Genomic DNA, 15068 nt, shown 5'->3' with positions numbered 1-15068 from the left:
TAAGATTTAACAGGAGGAAGGTTTCATCCCGAAAGCTATCGGGATTGAAAAACCACTTTCGAAAATAAAAACAAATGACTACAGATCCTATTGCAGATTATTTAACAAGAATTAGAAATGCGGTACTTGCAAACCACAGAGTGGTTGAGATACCAGCTTCTAATCTTAAAAAGGAGATCACTAAAATATTATTCGATCAAGGATATATTCTTAGTTACAAATTTGAAGAGAATTCCCACCAGGGAACCATCAAAATAGCACTTAAGTACGATAAACTTACTAAAGAGTCAGTAATAAAGAATATTCAACGAATAAGTAAACCCGGTTTGCGTAAATACGCCGGATTTAACGAAGTACCTCGTATCCTTAACGGACTTGGAATAGCGATAGTTTCTACCTCTCATGGGGTAATGACTGGAAAGCAGGCCAAAGCTGAAAATGTGGGTGGTGAAGTTCTTTGTTACGTTTACTAATACTTAAAGACTTAAGAAATGTCAAGAATAGGTAAAAACCCAATCACTATCCCAGAAGGCGTTACAGTTGACGTTAAGGACGGAATTGTGAAGGTAAAAGGAAAATTAGGAGAATTAACTCAGGAATTTAGTGACATCGACATTAAAATTGAAGATGGAATCATTACTTTTGAGCGATTCTCTGAAAAAAAGGACCAAAAAGCAAAGCACGGGTTATACCGTTCTTTGGTAAATAATATGATTGAAGGAGTAGCAAACGGATTTACCAAGCAATTGGAACTTGTAGGTGTAGGTTATCGTGCATCAAACCAGGGACAAAGATTGGAAATCGCTGTTGGATTCTCTCATAATATTGTTTTTGAATTGGCTCCTGAAGTGAAAGTGGAAACAATTTCAGATAAAGGTAAAAACCCTATCGTGAAATTGACTTCATATGATAAACAACTGGTAGGCCAGATAGCAGCTAAAATACGTTCTTTCAGGGCTCCAGAGCCTTACAAAGGGAAAGGTATTAAGTTTGTAGGAGAACAATTACGAAGAAAAGCTGGTAAATCGGCTTAATAGACTTTAGATATGGCATTTTCAAAACAAGATAGAAGACAAAAGATTAGGAAGCGTATTCGTAAGGATATTAGTGGTACACAAAGCCGTCCAAGATTGGTAGTATTTAGGAGCAATAAAGAAATTTATGCCCAAATAGTAGACGATGTGGAAGGAAAAACTTTGGCTGCAGCTTCTTCAAGAGATAAAGACGTAACTTCGGCAGAAGGAAACAAGATTGAGAAAGCAACTTTGGTTGGTAAAAGTCTTGCCGAAAAGGCGTTAAAAGCCGGTATAGAAACAATCTCTTTTGACAGAGGTGGTTATTTATATCATGGAAGAGTTAAATCGTTGGCAGATGGTGCCCGTGAAGGAGGACTAAAATTCTAAAAAGATATGTATCAAGATTATAAAAATGTAGAACTTGTAAAACCGGCGGGTCTTGAATTAAAGGATCGTTTGGTAGGTATACAACGTGTTACTAAAGTTACAAAAGGTGGTAGAGCATTTGGTTTCTCTGCGATTGTAGTAGTAGGTGATGAAAATGGTGTAGTAGGCCAGGGTTTAGGTAAATCTAAAGAGGTTGCCGATGCTATTTCCAAAGGTGTAGAGGATGCCAAAAAGAATTTGGTAAGAATCCCCTTAAACAAAGGAACCATCCCACACGAACAAAAAGGGAAGTATGGTGGAGCAAGAGTATTATTGTTGCCAGCGGCAACTGGTACTGGAGTAATCGCCGGTGGAGCAATACGTGCAGTATTGGAATCTGTTGGTATTCACGATGTACTTTCAAAAAATCAGGGATCCTCAAATCCGCATAACGTGGTAAAAGCCACTTTTGATGCTTTATTGCAATTGAGGAGTGCCCAAACTGTAGCGAAACAACGTGGAGTTACATTAGATAAAGTATTTAAAGGTTAATTCAAGGATAAAATGGGAAAGATAAAAGTTACACAGGTTAAAAGTGCAATTAAACGTACTCAAAACCAGAAACGTACTTTAGAAGCACTTGGTCTTAGAAAATTAAACCAGGTAGTAGAGCACGAAAACACACCAAATATCCTTGGTATGGTAGATAAAGTTAAACACTTAGTTTCCGTAGAGGAAACAAAATAATAAATTCACATGGATTTAAGTAACTTAAAACCTGCAAAAGGTTCAGTTCAAAGTAACAATAAGCGAGTAGGTAGGGGTGAAGGATCCGGTAAAGGAGGAACTTCTACTCGTGGTCATAAAGGTGCCAAATCCCGCTCTGGTTATTCTAAGAAAATTGGTTTTGAAGGTGGTCAAATGCCGCTTCAACGTAGGGTGCCAAAATTTGGTTTTACCAACATTAACCGAAAAGAACATCAGGGTATTAACCTTGATACACTTCAAATGCTTGTAGATAACGGTAGGATTAAAGATACCGTAGATATGCAGGTTTTGGTTGAAAATGGTTTAGCCGGAAAAAACGAACTAGTAAAGATATTAGGTAGAGGAGAATTAAAAGCAACGTTGAAAATATCTGTTCATAAATTTACTGCCTCAGCAAAGGAAGCTATCGAAGCTGCCGGAGGTGAAGTTGTTACTTTATAATAGATAAACGATGAAATTTATCAGTACTCTTAAAAATATCTGGAAAATTGAGGAACTAAAAAATAGAATTTTAGTGACCCTTGGTTTGTTATTGGTTTATCGGTTTGGTGCGCAGGTTGTTTTGCCAGGGGTAGATGCTTCACAGCTTTCCAATTTGGCAAGTCAAACTGATGGAGGTCTTTTAGGCCTCCTTAATGCGTTTACCGGTGGTGCCTTTTCAAATGCTTCGGTTTTTGCATTAGGAATTATGCCATATATCTCTGCCTCTATTGTAGTGCAGCTTATGGGAATTGCGGTTCCTTATTTGCAAAAATTACAAAAAGAGGGAGAAAGTGGTAGAAGAAAAATCAACCAGATAACAAGATGGTTAACAATAGCAATTACTTTAGTGCAGGGTCCTGGTTATATTTATAACCTTTTTTCAACCTTGCCTCAAAGTGCCTTTTTACTTGGAGATACCGTTACATTCGTAGCTTCTTCAGTAATTATATTAACCACAGGAACTATTTTTGCAATGTGGTTGGGTGAAAAGATCACTGATAAAGGAATAGGAAATGGGATTTCCCTATTGATTATGGTTGGTATTATTGCCACCCTTCCTCAGGCCTTTATTCAGGAATTTGCTTCCAGGGTTTTCGAATCTAATGGTGGTTTAATTATGATTTTAATTGAATTGGTAATTTGGTTCCTTATTATTCTTGCATCTGTAATGCTGGTGATGGCAGTTCGTCAAATCCCGGTTCAGTATGCCAGAAGAACAGCATCCGGTGGATATGAAAAGAATGTATTTGGTTCAAGACAGTATATACCTCTTAAATTAAATGCTTCCGGTGTAATGCCAATTATATTCGCACAAGCTATAATGTTTATACCAGCTGCCGTAGCAGGACTTTCTGAAGGAGAGACCTCACAAGGAATTGCAGCTGCGTTTAGTGATATATTTGGGTTTTGGTACAATTTGGTTTTCGCCTTATTGATTATTGTGTTTACGTATTTTTACACGGCAATTACAGTACCTACCAATAAAATGGCAGATGATCTTAAGCGAAGTGGTGGGTTTATACCCGGTATTCGTCCAGGCTCTGAAACAGGGGAATTCCTGGATAGGATCATGTCACAAATTACCCTTCCGGGTTCAATTTTCCTTGCTTTAATAGCGGTGTTCCCCGCTGTTGTAGTTCAACTGTTGGGTGTACAACAGGGTTGGGCATTGTTCTTTGGAGGTACTTCCCTACTAATTATGGTAGGGGTTGCGATTGACACTATGCAACAAGTGAATTCGTACTTGTTAAATAGGCATTACGACGGTTTGATGAAAACTGGAAAAAACAGAAAAGCAATAGCGTAATTATGGCAAAACAATCAGCAATTGAACAAGACGGAACAATCATTGAGGCATTATCAAATGCTATGTTCCGGGTAGAACTGGAGAATGGTCACGTTGTGACCGCTCATATTTCGGGTAAAATGCGTATGCATTATATTAAATTATTACCCGGGGATAAAGTCAAATTAGAAATGAGCCCATACGATTTATCAAAGGCTCGAATAACTTATAGATATTAATTAAGATGAAAGTTAGAGCATCAGTTAAAAAAAGAAGTGCCGAGTGCAAGATTGTACGCAGAAAAGGCAGGCTTTACGTGATAAACAAAAAGAATCCGAAATTCAAACAAAGACAAGGATAAGTTATGGCTAGAATTGCAGGTGTTGATATACCAAAACAAAAGCGCGGAGTTATAGCTTTGACCTATATCTTCGGAATTGGAAAGAGCAGAGCTCAGGAAATCCTGAAAGATGCTAATGTAGATGAAAGTAAAAAAGTTTCAGATTGGGACGATGATGAAATCGGACGTATTCGTGAAACTGTAGGAACTTTCAAAATTGAAGGAGAACTTCGTTCAGAAGTACAAATGAGTATCAAACGTCTTATGGACATTGGATGCTACCGTGGTGTTCGTCATAGATCTGGACTTCCCTTAAGAGGTCAAAGAACTAAGAATAACTCCAGAACGAGAAAAGGAAGAAGAAAAACAGTTGCCAACAAGAAGAAAGCAACTAAATAATAAGTAGGATGGCAAAAACTAAAACAGCTCAAAAGAAACGTAAAGTAATTGTGGAGTCCAATGGAGAAGCGCATGTTACTGCTTCTTTTAACAACATTATTATATCTTTGACAAATAAAAAAGGAGATTTGATTTCCTGGTCTTCAGCCGGTAAAATGGGCTTTAGAGGATCTAAGAAAAACACTCCTTATGCTGCACAACTTGCTGCTGAAGATGCTTCGAAAGTAGCACATGAAGCAGGATTGCGCAAAGTAAAGGTGTTTGTGAAAGGTCCTGGTAACGGAAGAGAATCTGCAATAAGATCAATTCATAATGCAGGAATTGAAGTAACAGAAATTATTGATGTTACTCCTTTACCGCACAATGGTTGTAGACCTCCAAAAAGACGTAGAGTTTAATAAATAATAAGTATAAACAGGGAAAGCACCCAGATTATCGAAGGACAGTGACCTTAATTCATAATCGCTTTCTTAAACACAAAATTTATAATGGCAAGATATACTGGTCCAAAGACTAAGATAGCTCGTAAATTTGGCGAAGCTATTTTCGGAGATGACAAGTCTTTTGAAAAAAGAAATTACCCTCCCGGACAACACGGGAACAACCGTAGAAGAGGTAAAAAATCTGAATATGCTATCCAGTTAATGGAAAAGCAAAAAGCTAAATATACCTATGGTATTTTAGAGCGTCAGTTCAGAAATATGTTTGAAAAAGCAACACGTGCTAACGGTATTACCGGGGAAGTGTTGTTGCAATTATGTGAATCACGTCTTGATAATGTAGTGTATAGAATGGGAGTTTCTCCCTCACGAAGCGGAGCAAGGCAATTGGTTTCTCACAGGCATATTACCGTAAATGGTGAATTAGTAAATATTCCGTCTTATCAATTAAATCCCGGTGATGTAGTTGGGGTTAGAGAAAAGTCGAAATCTTTAGAAGCAATTCTAAATTCACTTTCCAACTCAAGTGCAACCTATGAGTGGATTACCTGGAATAACGAAACCAAACTGGGAACGTATGTTTCTGTACCTGGTAGAGTTCAAATTCCGGAAAATATTAATGAACAATTCATCGTCGAATTATATTCGAAGTAATAATTCACAGAAGTCGTAATATGGCAATACTAAATTTTCAGAAGCCCGATAAAGTTATAATGATTGATTCCACTGATTTCGAAGGGAAATTTGAATTTCGTCCTTTGGAACCAGGTTATGGATTAACCGTTGGTAACGCTTTAAGAAGAGTACTGTTATCATCATTAGAAGGATTTGCAATCACCTCTGTTCGCATTGAAGGAGTTGATCATGAATTCTCTACAATCCCTGGCGTGGTGGAAGATGTAACAGAAATTATATTAAACCTGAAACAAGTAAGGTTTAAAAGGCAAATTGATGAAATAGACAACGAAGCCGTTACAATTTCTGTCTCAGGTCAGGATCAGCTTACTGCCGGTCATTTTCAAAAATTTATCTCCGGTTTTCAAATCCTGAATCCAGATTTGGTGATTTGTAATCTTGATAAAAAAGTGAGTTTCAATATGGAACTTACTGTTGAAAAAGGTCGTGGTTATGTTCCTGCAGAAGAGAACAAAAAAGCAAATGCACCTTTAGGTACTATTTTTACAGATTCGGTTTATACCCCAATCAAAAATGTAAAATATAGTATTGAAAACTTTCGGGTAGAGCAAAAAACCGATTATGAAAAATTGATTTTTGAAATCGTAAGCGATGGATCCATTCATCCTAAAGAAGCTTTAACCGAAGCTGCTAAAACACTGATACATCACTTTATGTTGTTCTCTGATGAGCGCATCACCCTTGAAGCAGATGAAATAGCACAAACTGAAACCTATGATGAAGAATCCCTTCACATGAGACAGTTGCTAAAAACGAAATTGGTGGATATGGATCTTTCGGTAAGAGCGCTAAACTGCTTGAAAGCTGCAGAAGTTGATACGCTGGGGGATTTAGTTTCCTATAATAAAAATGACTTGATGAAGTTCCGCAACTTTGGTAAAAAATCTTTAACCGAGCTTGAAGAGCTTGTGAACAATAAAGGTTTAAACTTTGGGATGGATCTTTCAAAATATAAATTGGATAAAGACTAATATAGACTCAAGAAATGAGACATTAGATTTGAGAAAAGTTGAAACACATCTTTCTCACATTAAGAAGTAAAAATCTAAAACCTCATATCTAACGTCTAATATCTAAGAAAAAATGAGACACGGAAAAAAAATAAATCACTTAGGAAGGAAAAAAGCACACCGTATGTCCATGTTGGCAAACATGGCGTGCTCCCTAATTGAGCATAAGCGCATAAACACAACTGTTGCAAAAGCAAAAGCTTTAAAGCAGTTTGTAGAACCTTTGGTTACAAAATCTAAAGTGGATACTACTCATAACCGAAGATTGGTTTTTGCCAAACTTCGTCAAAAGGATTTTGTGGCAGAATTGTTCAGGGATGTAGCTCCAAAAGTTGGAGATCGTCCAGGCGGATATACCCGAATTATCAAATTAGGTAATCGTCTTGGTGATAATGCAGATATGGCGATGATCGAATTGGTAGATTATAACGAAATTTATAACCTAACCAAACCTGAGAAGAAAAAATCAACTCGTAGAGCTGGTAAGAAAAAAGCTGAAGAGACTGGTGCAGATGCAAAGGCTGCTCCTGAGGCAAAAGCCGCTCCTAAAGCTGAAACCAAACCTTCTGAAACCAAAGAAGATAAAAAAGATGATTCTAAAGAAGCCTAGTAATGATTCTTTTACATCACAATTTAAAAAAGGATAAGCCATCAAGGTTTATCCTTTTTTTTATATAATTTTTTTATACTATTTTCGCGAAAGCGGATATGGTGAGTTAGCAAATCCAACAACCTCAGAAAGTTTACACGCCTAGCTATGAAACACCCGTGAGAATAAAATTTCTCGTACAGGAAAACTATAATATGGTTGTTACTCCCGATAGCTATCTGGAGTCCACTAAAACAATATAATATACAGATGAAATATCAAACAAGAAAAAAGGCAATAATATTACTGGCAGATGGAACAATATTCCACGGGAAATCTGTTGGAAATAAGGATGGAAGTGCGGTAGGAGAAGTTTGTTTCAACACCGGGATGACCGGATATCAGGAAATATTCACAGATCCTTCTTACTTTGGTCAGCTTATGGTTACGACCAATGCGCATATTGGAAACTATGGCGTGAATGAGGAAGAAAACGAATCTTATCAACCGATGATCTCGGGTTTGATTTGTAAGAATTTTAGTTATAACTATTCAAGGCCGGCAGCAGATAATTCGTTGGAAGAATTTTTGAACAAAAATGATTTGTTTGCAATTTCTGATGTGGATACAAGAGCTTTAGTAACCTACATTAGGGAGCATGGAGCTATGAATGCCATTATCTCTACAGATGTTGACAATATTTCCGGTCTAAAAGAGGAATTAGCCAAAGTGCCCGATATGAACGGTCTTGAACTGGCTTCAAAAGTTTCTGCAAAGGAGCCTTATTTCTACGGAAATGAAAATGCATCCTATAAAATTGCTGCATTAGATATTGGAATTAAAAAGAACATCCTGCGTAATTTTGATGAAAGGGATGCCTATGTAAAGGTATTTCCTTACAATGCGACCTATGAGGAAATGAGTAGCTGGAATCCAGATGGATATTTTCTATCCAATGGACCTGGTGATCCAAAACCCCTTTCTGAAGCTATTGAATTGACAAAGATCATTTTGGAAAATGATCAACCCCTATTTGGAATTTGTCTTGGACACCAGGTTATCGCTTTAGCAAATGGGATTTCAACTTATAAAATGCATCATGGACATCGAGGGATCAATCACCCGGTTAAAAATCTTTTAACCGGAAAAGGTGAAATTACATCACAAAATCACGGATTCTCGGTAGATGAGAAGGAAACTGCCGCTCATTTCGATTTTGAGATCACCCATATTTGTTTAAATGATAACACCATTGGAGGAATGAGGATGAAAAACAAGAACTGTTTTTCAGTGCAATATCACCCGGAGGCTAGTCCGGGACCGCATGATGCGGCCTATCTTTTTGATGAATTTATGGATAGAATAAAAGGTGCAAAAGCTTAAATATTTTCTATTAAAAATTGATAAAAGCCCAAAATTTAAAGATTTTGGGCTTTTCTTTTGTTAAAACTGATTTTAATCTATATTGCAGCCTCAAATTCATCAAAACCTTACAAAATTCATAAATGAAAAAATTTCTACTACTAGGTTTTGGCCTTTTCTCATTTTCTATCAATGCACAAGACCAAGCTTCAGTTGAAAATGGATTATTATCGGTAAATATCTTAACGCCGGGGTTGGAGTATGAATATGGACTTACAAACACCACTACTTTAGATTTACGGGCAGGGACAGGTTTAGCTTATAGAAAGAATAGCTACATCGGTGAAGGTTTTGGTATATACCCAATACTTAATGTGCAATACCGCTATTACTATAATTTGCAAAAACGTCTGGAAAAAGAGAAGGATATTGGCAATAATAGCGCTAATTATATTGCGTTAAGCGGAGCTGTCCAGTTTGGAAAACCCATCATTGGAGACCTCGAGTACAATGAAGATTATTTTGGAGTTATCGGGCCGGTTTGGGGCTTACAACGTTATTATGGAATCGGATTTAAATTAGACCTAAATTTAGGAGCAGGTTACGGTTTTAACGAATCTGGTAGTTCTTTTTTCTCTCCAATAATTGGCCTTAGATTAGGATGGCTGTTATCAAATTAATTATATTCATTCTTTTTCTGGCAAGCAGCTTAAATGCAGGGGCTCAAAATCACCCTGTAGTTTACGCTGGATTTGAATATTACAGGAATACAGGTTTCAGCAATAATTCTATAGGTAATTTTAATGTTGGGGCACAGGTTTACCAGTGGAAATTCTTTGCTCCTGAAATTGGCTATGATTTGTACTTTGGAGCATTAAATGAACAAGACATCTTAAATCCTATAGATCCAAATGCACAATCTTTGCAGCGGCTCGAAAAAAGTTTTAATGGATCTTTACTTACCATTTCGCCAAAATTGAAATTTGGGAGGGAAGATGCCTTTCTTATTATTTCTCCGAAATATCATATTGGACAAGTTAAAGCAAAGGGAGATTATTTTGTTTTGTTGAATAATGGAGATTATGGCCTCGAGGAACGACAAAAAACTTCAGTTCCAATTTCCTTCTGGAGTTTTTCTATAGCCTTGGAAGGCTTTGCAGTAAAGACAGATTCCTACTGGTTTACTTTAGCAGTTCATTACACGTTTTTAAATACTGATGAAGCTTTTCAAAAACTGGATTTTTCAGAATATAACATCAGGACAACTATTTCAAACAGTTCCACAATTGGCTTAGGACTTCGGTTTTACTGGGATGTATTCGCAAAATAGTCCTTTTTGGAACCCAGTTTTCGAAATCGTTTTCGTATAAATTTACGCCAAAACCTGCTATTTTACTGGTTAATCAACACTTGTATTCGTATATTGCTATCTGTTTTAGAAAATAATAATAAATAAATAATTATGAGTGTAATAATCAATGTTCACGCCCGTCAAATTTTTGACTCAAGAGGTAATCCTACCGTTGAAGTAGATGTAACAACAGAGAATGGTATCCTTGGAAGAGCAGCAGTGCCTTCCGGTGCTTCAACAGGCGAACATGAAGCTGTAGAGCTGCGTGACGGAGGAAGTGATTATATGGGGAAAGGAGTATTAAAAGCGGTAGAGAATGTGAATACCATCCTGGCAGAAGAACTATTGGGATATTCGGTTTTCGATCAAAATATAATCGATCAGGCAATGATCGAATTGGATGGCACTCCAAATAAAGCAAATTTAGGGGCTAATGCCATTCTTGGTGTTTCCATGGCTGTTGCAAAAGCGGCTGCCAATGAATTGAATATGCCATTGTACAGATATCTTGGTGGAGTTAGCGCAAACACGCTTCCTGTGCCTATGATGAACATTATAAATGGAGGTTCCCACAGTGATGCTCCTATTGCGTTTCAGGAATTTATGATCATGCCCGTAAAGGCAAAGAATTTTACCCATGCGCTAAAAATGGGTACCGAAATATTCCATAATCTTAAAAAAGTGCTTCACGATAGAGGTTTGAGTACTGCAGTTGGGGATGAAGGCGGGTTTGCTCCTACCTTAGATGGAACTGAAGATGCTCTTGATACAATTTTGCTTGCCATTAAAAATGCGGGTTATAAAGGTGGAGATGAAGTGATGATCGCTTTGGATTGTGCTGCAGCAGAATTTTATGAAAATGGAAAATATGATTATTCCAAATTTGAAGGTGCTTCAGGTAAAATAAGAAGTAGTGAAGACCAGGCAGATTATCTTGCTGAATTGGCTTCCAAATATCCTATCATCTCCATTGAAGATGGAATGGATGAAAATGACTGGGATGGATGGAAATATTTAACCGAAAAGATTGGGGATAAAGTTCAGTTGGTGGGAGATGATTTATTTGTTACCAATGTTGAGCGACTAGGAAGAGGAATAAGGGAAGGTATAGGAAATTCAATTCTTATAAAACTTAATCAAATAGGTACCATAAGCGAAACAATTGCGGCTGTTAATATGGCAAAAAATGCCGGATATACCTCTGTGATCTCTCATCGTTCGGGAGAAACTGAAGATAGCATTATTGCCGATCTTGCTGTTGCTTTAAACACAGGTCAAATCAAAACAGGATCGGCTTCCAGAAGTGACCGTATGGCCAAGTACAATCAGTTATTGAGAATTGAAGAAGAACTAGGTAGCGTGGGGTATTTTCCGCAGGAGAACGCTTTTAAAATATAAAAAAATATTAAAGTTCTATAAAAGCCTCTCTAATCTAGAGAGGCTTTTGTCGTTTAAAACAATTCCTGTTGAATTACGTATTTCGGAAAAAACTCAGGTTCTATTTATTTATTGATAAATTTAATTGTAAAAACTACTTTTATTACACTTTTAGCTAAAATTGAACACCCCATATAGCAGTGTTTTCGAACGAATTTTTGTATTTTAGCAGTATTAGATTAATCACCAAAAAGTAATAATAACAATATGTCAAAAGTTGCTACGATAGAGATAGATGGGAAGAAATATGAATTCCCGGTAACCATTGGAACAGAAAATGAAGTTGCCATTGATATTAAGAGTTTAAGAGGAGAAACAGGAGCAATAACACTTGACCCGGGATTTAAAAACACGGGTAGTTGTGAAAGTGCTATCACTTTCCTGGATGGAGAAAAAGGAATCCTTCGGTATAGAGGATATTCGATTGAGGAACTTGCGGAAAAGGCAGATTTCCTTGAGGTTGTATATCTGTTGATTTTTGAAGAACTACCTAATAAGCAACAATTAGATAAATTCAAAAAAGATATAATAGATCAAAGTGAAGTGAATGAGGATATGCAGAAAGTCATTAATGGCTTTCCTTCCTCTGCCCATCCAATGGGGATGTTATCTTCCTTGACAAGTGCACTCATAGCTTTTAATCCAAAATCTGTCAATGTAGATTCTGAGGAGGATATGTATAAGGCTATCGTTAAGATATTGGCTAAATTTCCTACCCTTGCAGCCTGGACTTTACGAAAAAGAAATGATCAACCCTTAAACAATCGTGATACAAGTCTTGGTTATGTGGAAAGTCTTTTAAAAATGATGTTTGAAAAGCCAGGAGAGGAATATATACAAGATCAAACCATTGTAGATGCATTGGATAAATTATTGATCCTTCATGCAGATCACGAACAAAACTGTTCTACATCTGCAGTTAGATTGGTAGGTTCTTCTCAGGCCGGTTTATTTGCCTCAATATCTGCCGGAGTTTCTGCATTGTGGGGTCCACTTCACGGAGGAGCAAACCAGGCAGTTATAGAAATGCTTGAAGAAATTCAAAATGACGGAGGAGATACTTCTAAATTTATAGCAAAAGCAAAAGATAAAGAGGATCCATTTAGATTGATGGGCTTTGGGCATAGGGTTTACAAAAACTTTGATCCCCGCGCCAAGATTATTAAAAAGTCTGCAGATGAAGTATTGGAAGCGCTAGGTGTCGAGGATCCAATTCTTGATATAGCAAAAGCTCTTGAAAAAACAGCCCTGGAAGATCCTTATTTTGTAGAGCGTAAATTATATCCAAACGTAGATTTCTATTCAGGTATTATTTATCGCGCGATGGGAATTCCCACAGAAATGTTTACAGTAATGTTCGCAGTTGGAAGATTACCAGGTTGGATCGCTCAATGGAAAGAAATGCGCTTAGGCAAAGAACCTATTGGAAGACCTCGCCAGGTTTATATAGGCGAAAATCTTCGTGGTTTTAAGCAATTGGATAACAGATAAAAAATCATTTTGTACTAAACGAAAGCTTCATTTTATAATGGGGCTTTTTTTTATTGAAAAATGCTAAAAATAGACGCTTCAATTTAGATTAAAACATACTTTTCCAGCGGAGCTTTTTTTATATTTGCAAAAAATGAGAGACAGCAATGTTGAAATTAAATATAACAAGTGAAACCGCCCCTTTAAAGGCGGTAGTGTTAGGCACTGCCAAGAATGTTGGACCGGTGCCTAAACTTGAGGAAGCTTATGATCCTAAATCGGCGGAATTCATAAAATCCGGTACCTATCCTAAAGAAGAGGATATGGTTCTTGAAATGGAGGCTGTAGCTGCTGTTCTTGAAAAATATAATGTTCAGGTCTTCAGGCCTAAACTTATTGAAGATTATAACCAAATCTTTGCCCGGGATATCGCTTTTGTGATTGAAGATAAATTTATAAAAGCCAATATTTTACCGGATAGGGATGAAGAAATTGAAGCTATCAATCACGTCATCGAACAAATTGCTCCGGAGAATGTAATTACCTTACCCGAAGATGCCCATATTGAAGGGGGAGATGTAATGCCATATAAAGATTATATCCTTGTTGGTACCTACAAAGGAGATGATTATAAGGAATTTATAACTGCACGCACAAATATGGAAGCGGTAGTAGCACTTCAGGAACTATTCCCTAAAAAGAAGGTCGTTTCCTTTAGCCTTAGAAAATCAAATACCGAAGCCAGGGAAAATGCCTTGCATCTGGATTGCTGCTTTCAGCCGGTAGGGAAGGATAAAGCGATTATTTATAAAGGCGGATTTTTAATTGAAGAAGAATATGAATGGTTGGTGAATCTCTTCGGAAAGGAAAATATTTTTGAAATAACCCGGGATGAAATGTATAACATGAATTCCAATATTTTTTCAATTTCAGAAGAAGTTGTAATTTCAGAAAAGAATTTTACCCGATTGAATACCTGGTTGCGCCAACAGGGTATTAAGGTAGAGGAAGTTCCTTATGCCGAAATTTCTAAACAGGAAGGACTTTTACGATGTTCAACATTGCCACTAATAAGAGAATAAAAAGATGGAACAAACAACAAACAGTGTATTGATGGTACGCCCGGTGGCTTTTAGAATGAATGAACAAACCGCGGTAAACAATTATTTCCAGGAAGATCTTCAGCTAAAGCAGGAAGAAATCAATAAAAAGGCACAGGAGGAGTTTGATGCTTTTGTGGAAAAACTGGAAGCAGTAGGAGTGAATGTAATCGTTGTAAATGATAAAAAAGAACTGGATACTCCGGATTCCATTTTTCCAAATAACTGGGTTTCTTTTCATAATGATGGAAGAGTTGCAATATATCCTATGTTTGCAGAAAACAGAAGAAAGGAACGACGCATGGAATTTTTTGAGGCTCTGGAAAGTCGAGGTTTTAAGATCGATGAGGTTGTGGATTATACCCAAGCTGAAGAAGAAGAAATTTTCCTGGAAGGTACAGGAAGTCTGATTCTGGACAGAGTTAATAGAAAAGCATATTGTGCTTTGTCTCCCAGAGCTGATGAAGACTTGCTTATTGAGTTTTGTGAGGATTTTGAATACACTCCTGTTGTCTTTAAAGCCTTTCAGGATGTAGCAGGAGACCGGAAAGCTATTTATCATACCAATGTTATGATGTGTGTAGCCGAAGAGTTTGCGGTAATTTGCCTGGATTGCATAGATGATGTTAAGGAGAGAAAGAATGTTAGAAAACATTTAAAAGAGGACGGGAAAGAGATTATTCCTATTACCGAAGCTCAAATTCAGCAGTTTGCAGGTAACATGTTGCAGGTTCTTGGGACTAATGGCAAAAAACATCTTGTTATGAGCGATACCGCTCGTAAAAGTTTGACAAAAGGTCAAATAAATGCCATAGAGAAATATTGTGAGATCCTAAGTTCAAATTTGAATACTATTGAAACCTGCGGAGGCGGAAGCGCTCGCTGCATGTTGGCGGAAGTTTTCCTGCCAAGGGTATAGGTAGTAACGGCTCAGGGTTGCCGCCAATTTTTAAAAT

Annotated in this window: 21 protein-coding genes; all 21 read left to right on the top strand. The window is 37.1% G+C overall.

What is annotated here, in order from left to right; translation table 11 throughout:
- The first annotated feature begins 74 nt into the window (after positions 1 to 74).
- Positions 75 to 473: a 30S ribosomal protein S8 gene (gene rpsH / locus ACKGJN_RS00505; protein ID WP_409537465.1), complete on the top strand. Its 399-nt coding sequence runs from the start codon at positions 75 to 77 to the stop codon at positions 471 to 473.
- A gap of 18 nt (positions 474 to 491) precedes the next feature.
- Positions 492 to 1034 (top strand): 50S ribosomal protein L6, encoded by a 543-nt coding sequence (gene rplF, locus ACKGJN_RS00500; RefSeq protein ID WP_409537464.1) that lies wholly within the window; start codon positions 492 to 494, stop codon positions 1032 to 1034.
- A 12-nt stretch (positions 1035 to 1046) separates the two neighbouring features.
- Positions 1047 to 1403, top strand: coding sequence for a 50S ribosomal protein L18 (gene rplR / locus ACKGJN_RS00495; protein WP_409537462.1), 357 nt, complete (start codon positions 1047 to 1049; stop codon positions 1401 to 1403).
- A gap of 6 nt (positions 1404 to 1409) precedes the next feature.
- Positions 1410 to 1934, top strand: a complete 525-nt coding sequence (gene rpsE, locus ACKGJN_RS00490; protein WP_006988533.1) for a 30S ribosomal protein S5 — start codon at positions 1410 to 1412, stop codon at positions 1932 to 1934.
- Positions 1935 to 1946: 12 nt separating this feature from the next.
- On the top strand, positions 1947 to 2129 hold the full coding sequence (gene rpmD / locus ACKGJN_RS00485) for a 50S ribosomal protein L30 (RefSeq protein ID WP_409537461.1): 183 nt from the start codon (positions 1947 to 1949) through the stop codon (positions 2127 to 2129).
- 9 nt (positions 2130 to 2138) lie between these two features.
- The gene (gene rplO, locus ACKGJN_RS00480; protein ID WP_409537460.1) at positions 2139 to 2591 is read left to right on the top strand and encodes a 50S ribosomal protein L15; all 453 of its coding nucleotides are present in this window, start codon (positions 2139 to 2141) and stop codon (positions 2589 to 2591) included.
- 10 nt (positions 2592 to 2601) lie between these two features.
- A complete protein-coding gene (gene secY / locus ACKGJN_RS00475; protein ID WP_409537459.1) occupies positions 2602 to 3939 on the top strand; it encodes a preprotein translocase subunit SecY in 1338 nt (445 codons plus the stop codon).
- A gap of 2 nt (positions 3940 to 3941) precedes the next feature.
- Positions 3942 to 4157: a translation initiation factor IF-1 gene (gene infA / locus ACKGJN_RS00470; RefSeq protein ID WP_006988529.1), complete on the top strand. Its 216-nt coding sequence runs from the start codon at positions 3942 to 3944 to the stop codon at positions 4155 to 4157.
- Positions 4158 to 4162: 5 nt separating this feature from the next.
- Complete coding sequence (gene ykgO, locus ACKGJN_RS00465) at positions 4163 to 4279, top strand: type B 50S ribosomal protein L36 (protein WP_006988528.1); 117 nt, start codon at positions 4163 to 4165, stop codon at positions 4277 to 4279.
- 3 nt (positions 4280 to 4282) lie between these two features.
- Positions 4283 to 4657, top strand: coding sequence for a 30S ribosomal protein S13 (gene rpsM / locus ACKGJN_RS00460; protein ID WP_409537458.1), 375 nt, complete (start codon positions 4283 to 4285; stop codon positions 4655 to 4657).
- 8 nt (positions 4658 to 4665) lie between these two features.
- The gene (rpsK, locus tag ACKGJN_RS00455; protein ID WP_006988526.1) at positions 4666 to 5055 is read left to right on the top strand and encodes a 30S ribosomal protein S11; all 390 of its coding nucleotides are present in this window, start codon (positions 4666 to 4668) and stop codon (positions 5053 to 5055) included.
- Between the two features lie 90 nt (positions 5056 to 5145).
- A complete protein-coding gene (gene rpsD / locus ACKGJN_RS00450; RefSeq protein WP_409537457.1) occupies positions 5146 to 5751 on the top strand; it encodes a 30S ribosomal protein S4 in 606 nt (201 codons plus the stop codon).
- 20 nt (positions 5752 to 5771) lie between these two features.
- A complete protein-coding gene (locus tag ACKGJN_RS00445) occupies positions 5772 to 6764 on the top strand; it encodes a DNA-directed RNA polymerase subunit alpha (RefSeq protein WP_409537456.1) in 993 nt (330 codons plus the stop codon).
- A 112-nt stretch (positions 6765 to 6876) separates the two neighbouring features.
- Positions 6877 to 7413 carry a 50S ribosomal protein L17 gene (rplQ, locus tag ACKGJN_RS00440; RefSeq protein ID WP_409537455.1) on the top strand — a complete coding sequence of 179 codons (537 nt, stop codon included), beginning with the start codon at positions 6877 to 6879 and terminating at the stop codon, positions 7411 to 7413.
- Positions 7414 to 7662: 249 nt separating this feature from the next.
- A complete protein-coding gene (carA, locus tag ACKGJN_RS00435; protein WP_409537454.1) occupies positions 7663 to 8775 on the top strand; it encodes a glutamine-hydrolyzing carbamoyl-phosphate synthase small subunit in 1113 nt (370 codons plus the stop codon).
- Between the two features lie 122 nt (positions 8776 to 8897).
- Positions 8898 to 9434, top strand: a complete 537-nt coding sequence (locus tag ACKGJN_RS00430) for a hypothetical protein (RefSeq protein ID WP_409537453.1) — start codon at positions 8898 to 8900, stop codon at positions 9432 to 9434.
- Positions 9416 to 10084: a hypothetical protein gene (locus tag ACKGJN_RS00425; protein WP_409537452.1), complete on the top strand. Its 669-nt coding sequence runs from the start codon at positions 9416 to 9418 to the stop codon at positions 10082 to 10084. The genes ACKGJN_RS00430 and ACKGJN_RS00425 overlap by 19 nt, the downstream gene beginning before the upstream one ends.
- A 132-nt stretch (positions 10085 to 10216) precedes the next feature.
- Entirely contained in the window at positions 10217 to 11503 is a 1287-nt protein-coding gene (eno, locus tag ACKGJN_RS00420; RefSeq protein WP_409537451.1) for a phosphopyruvate hydratase, read from the top strand.
- 246 nt (positions 11504 to 11749) lie between these two features.
- Positions 11750 to 13033: a citrate synthase gene (locus tag ACKGJN_RS00415; protein WP_409537450.1), complete on the top strand. Its 1284-nt coding sequence runs from the start codon at positions 11750 to 11752 to the stop codon at positions 13031 to 13033.
- A 146-nt stretch (positions 13034 to 13179) separates the two neighbouring features.
- Complete coding sequence (locus ACKGJN_RS00410) at positions 13180 to 14094, top strand: dimethylarginine dimethylaminohydrolase family protein (RefSeq protein ID WP_409537449.1); 915 nt, start codon at positions 13180 to 13182, stop codon at positions 14092 to 14094.
- A 4-nt stretch (positions 14095 to 14098) separates the two neighbouring features.
- The gene (gene ctlX / locus ACKGJN_RS00405) at positions 14099 to 15031 is read left to right on the top strand and encodes a citrulline utilization hydrolase CtlX (RefSeq protein WP_409537448.1); all 933 of its coding nucleotides are present in this window, start codon (positions 14099 to 14101) and stop codon (positions 15029 to 15031) included.
- Positions 15032 to 15068: the final 37 nt, after the last annotated feature.

It is taken from the genome of Gillisia xinjiangensis (assembly GCF_046298265.1).
Classification (GTDB): Bacteria; Bacteroidota; Bacteroidia; order Flavobacteriales; family Flavobacteriaceae; genus Gillisia; species Gillisia xinjiangensis.
The sequence above is the reverse complement of the archived record's forward strand: the minus strand, read 5'-3'. Positions and strand labels throughout refer to the sequence as shown.

Coding starts and splice junctions, on each gene's coding strand:
- rpsH (WP_409537465.1), top strand. CDS start 75: ATGACTACAGATCCTATTGCAGATTATTTAACAAGAATTAGAAATGCG.
- rplF (WP_409537464.1), top strand. CDS start 492: ATGTCAAGAATAGGTAAAAACCCAATCACTATCCCAGAAGGCGTTACA.
- rplR (WP_409537462.1), top strand. CDS start 1,047: ATGGCATTTTCAAAACAAGATAGAAGACAAAAGATTAGGAAGCGTATT.
- rpsE (WP_006988533.1), top strand. CDS start 1,410: ATGTATCAAGATTATAAAAATGTAGAACTTGTAAAACCGGCGGGTCTT.
- rpmD (WP_409537461.1), top strand. CDS start 1,947: ATGGGAAAGATAAAAGTTACACAGGTTAAAAGTGCAATTAAACGTACT.
- rplO (WP_409537460.1), top strand. CDS start 2,139: ATGGATTTAAGTAACTTAAAACCTGCAAAAGGTTCAGTTCAAAGTAAC.
- secY (WP_409537459.1), top strand. CDS start 2,602: ATGAAATTTATCAGTACTCTTAAAAATATCTGGAAAATTGAGGAACTA.
- infA (WP_006988529.1), top strand. CDS start 3,942: ATGGCAAAACAATCAGCAATTGAACAAGACGGAACAATCATTGAGGCA.
- ykgO (WP_006988528.1), top strand. CDS start 4,163: ATGAAAGTTAGAGCATCAGTTAAAAAAAGAAGTGCCGAGTGCAAGATT.
- rpsM (WP_409537458.1), top strand. CDS start 4,283: ATGGCTAGAATTGCAGGTGTTGATATACCAAAACAAAAGCGCGGAGTT.
- rpsK (WP_006988526.1), top strand. CDS start 4,666: ATGGCAAAAACTAAAACAGCTCAAAAGAAACGTAAAGTAATTGTGGAG.
- rpsD (WP_409537457.1), top strand. CDS start 5,146: ATGGCAAGATATACTGGTCCAAAGACTAAGATAGCTCGTAAATTTGGC.
- ACKGJN_RS00445 (WP_409537456.1), top strand. CDS start 5,772: ATGGCAATACTAAATTTTCAGAAGCCCGATAAAGTTATAATGATTGAT.
- rplQ (WP_409537455.1), top strand. CDS start 6,877: ATGAGACACGGAAAAAAAATAAATCACTTAGGAAGGAAAAAAGCACAC.
- carA (WP_409537454.1), top strand. CDS start 7,663: ATGAAATATCAAACAAGAAAAAAGGCAATAATATTACTGGCAGATGGA.
- ACKGJN_RS00430 (WP_409537453.1), top strand. CDS start 8,898: ATGAAAAAATTTCTACTACTAGGTTTTGGCCTTTTCTCATTTTCTATC.
- ACKGJN_RS00425 (WP_409537452.1), top strand. CDS start 9,416: ATGGCTGTTATCAAATTAATTATATTCATTCTTTTTCTGGCAAGCAGC.
- eno (WP_409537451.1), top strand. CDS start 10,217: ATGAGTGTAATAATCAATGTTCACGCCCGTCAAATTTTTGACTCAAGA.
- ACKGJN_RS00415 (WP_409537450.1), top strand. CDS start 11,750: ATGTCAAAAGTTGCTACGATAGAGATAGATGGGAAGAAATATGAATTC.
- ACKGJN_RS00410 (WP_409537449.1), top strand. CDS start 13,180: ATGTTGAAATTAAATATAACAAGTGAAACCGCCCCTTTAAAGGCGGTA.
- ctlX (WP_409537448.1), top strand. CDS start 14,099: ATGGAACAAACAACAAACAGTGTATTGATGGTACGCCCGGTGGCTTTT.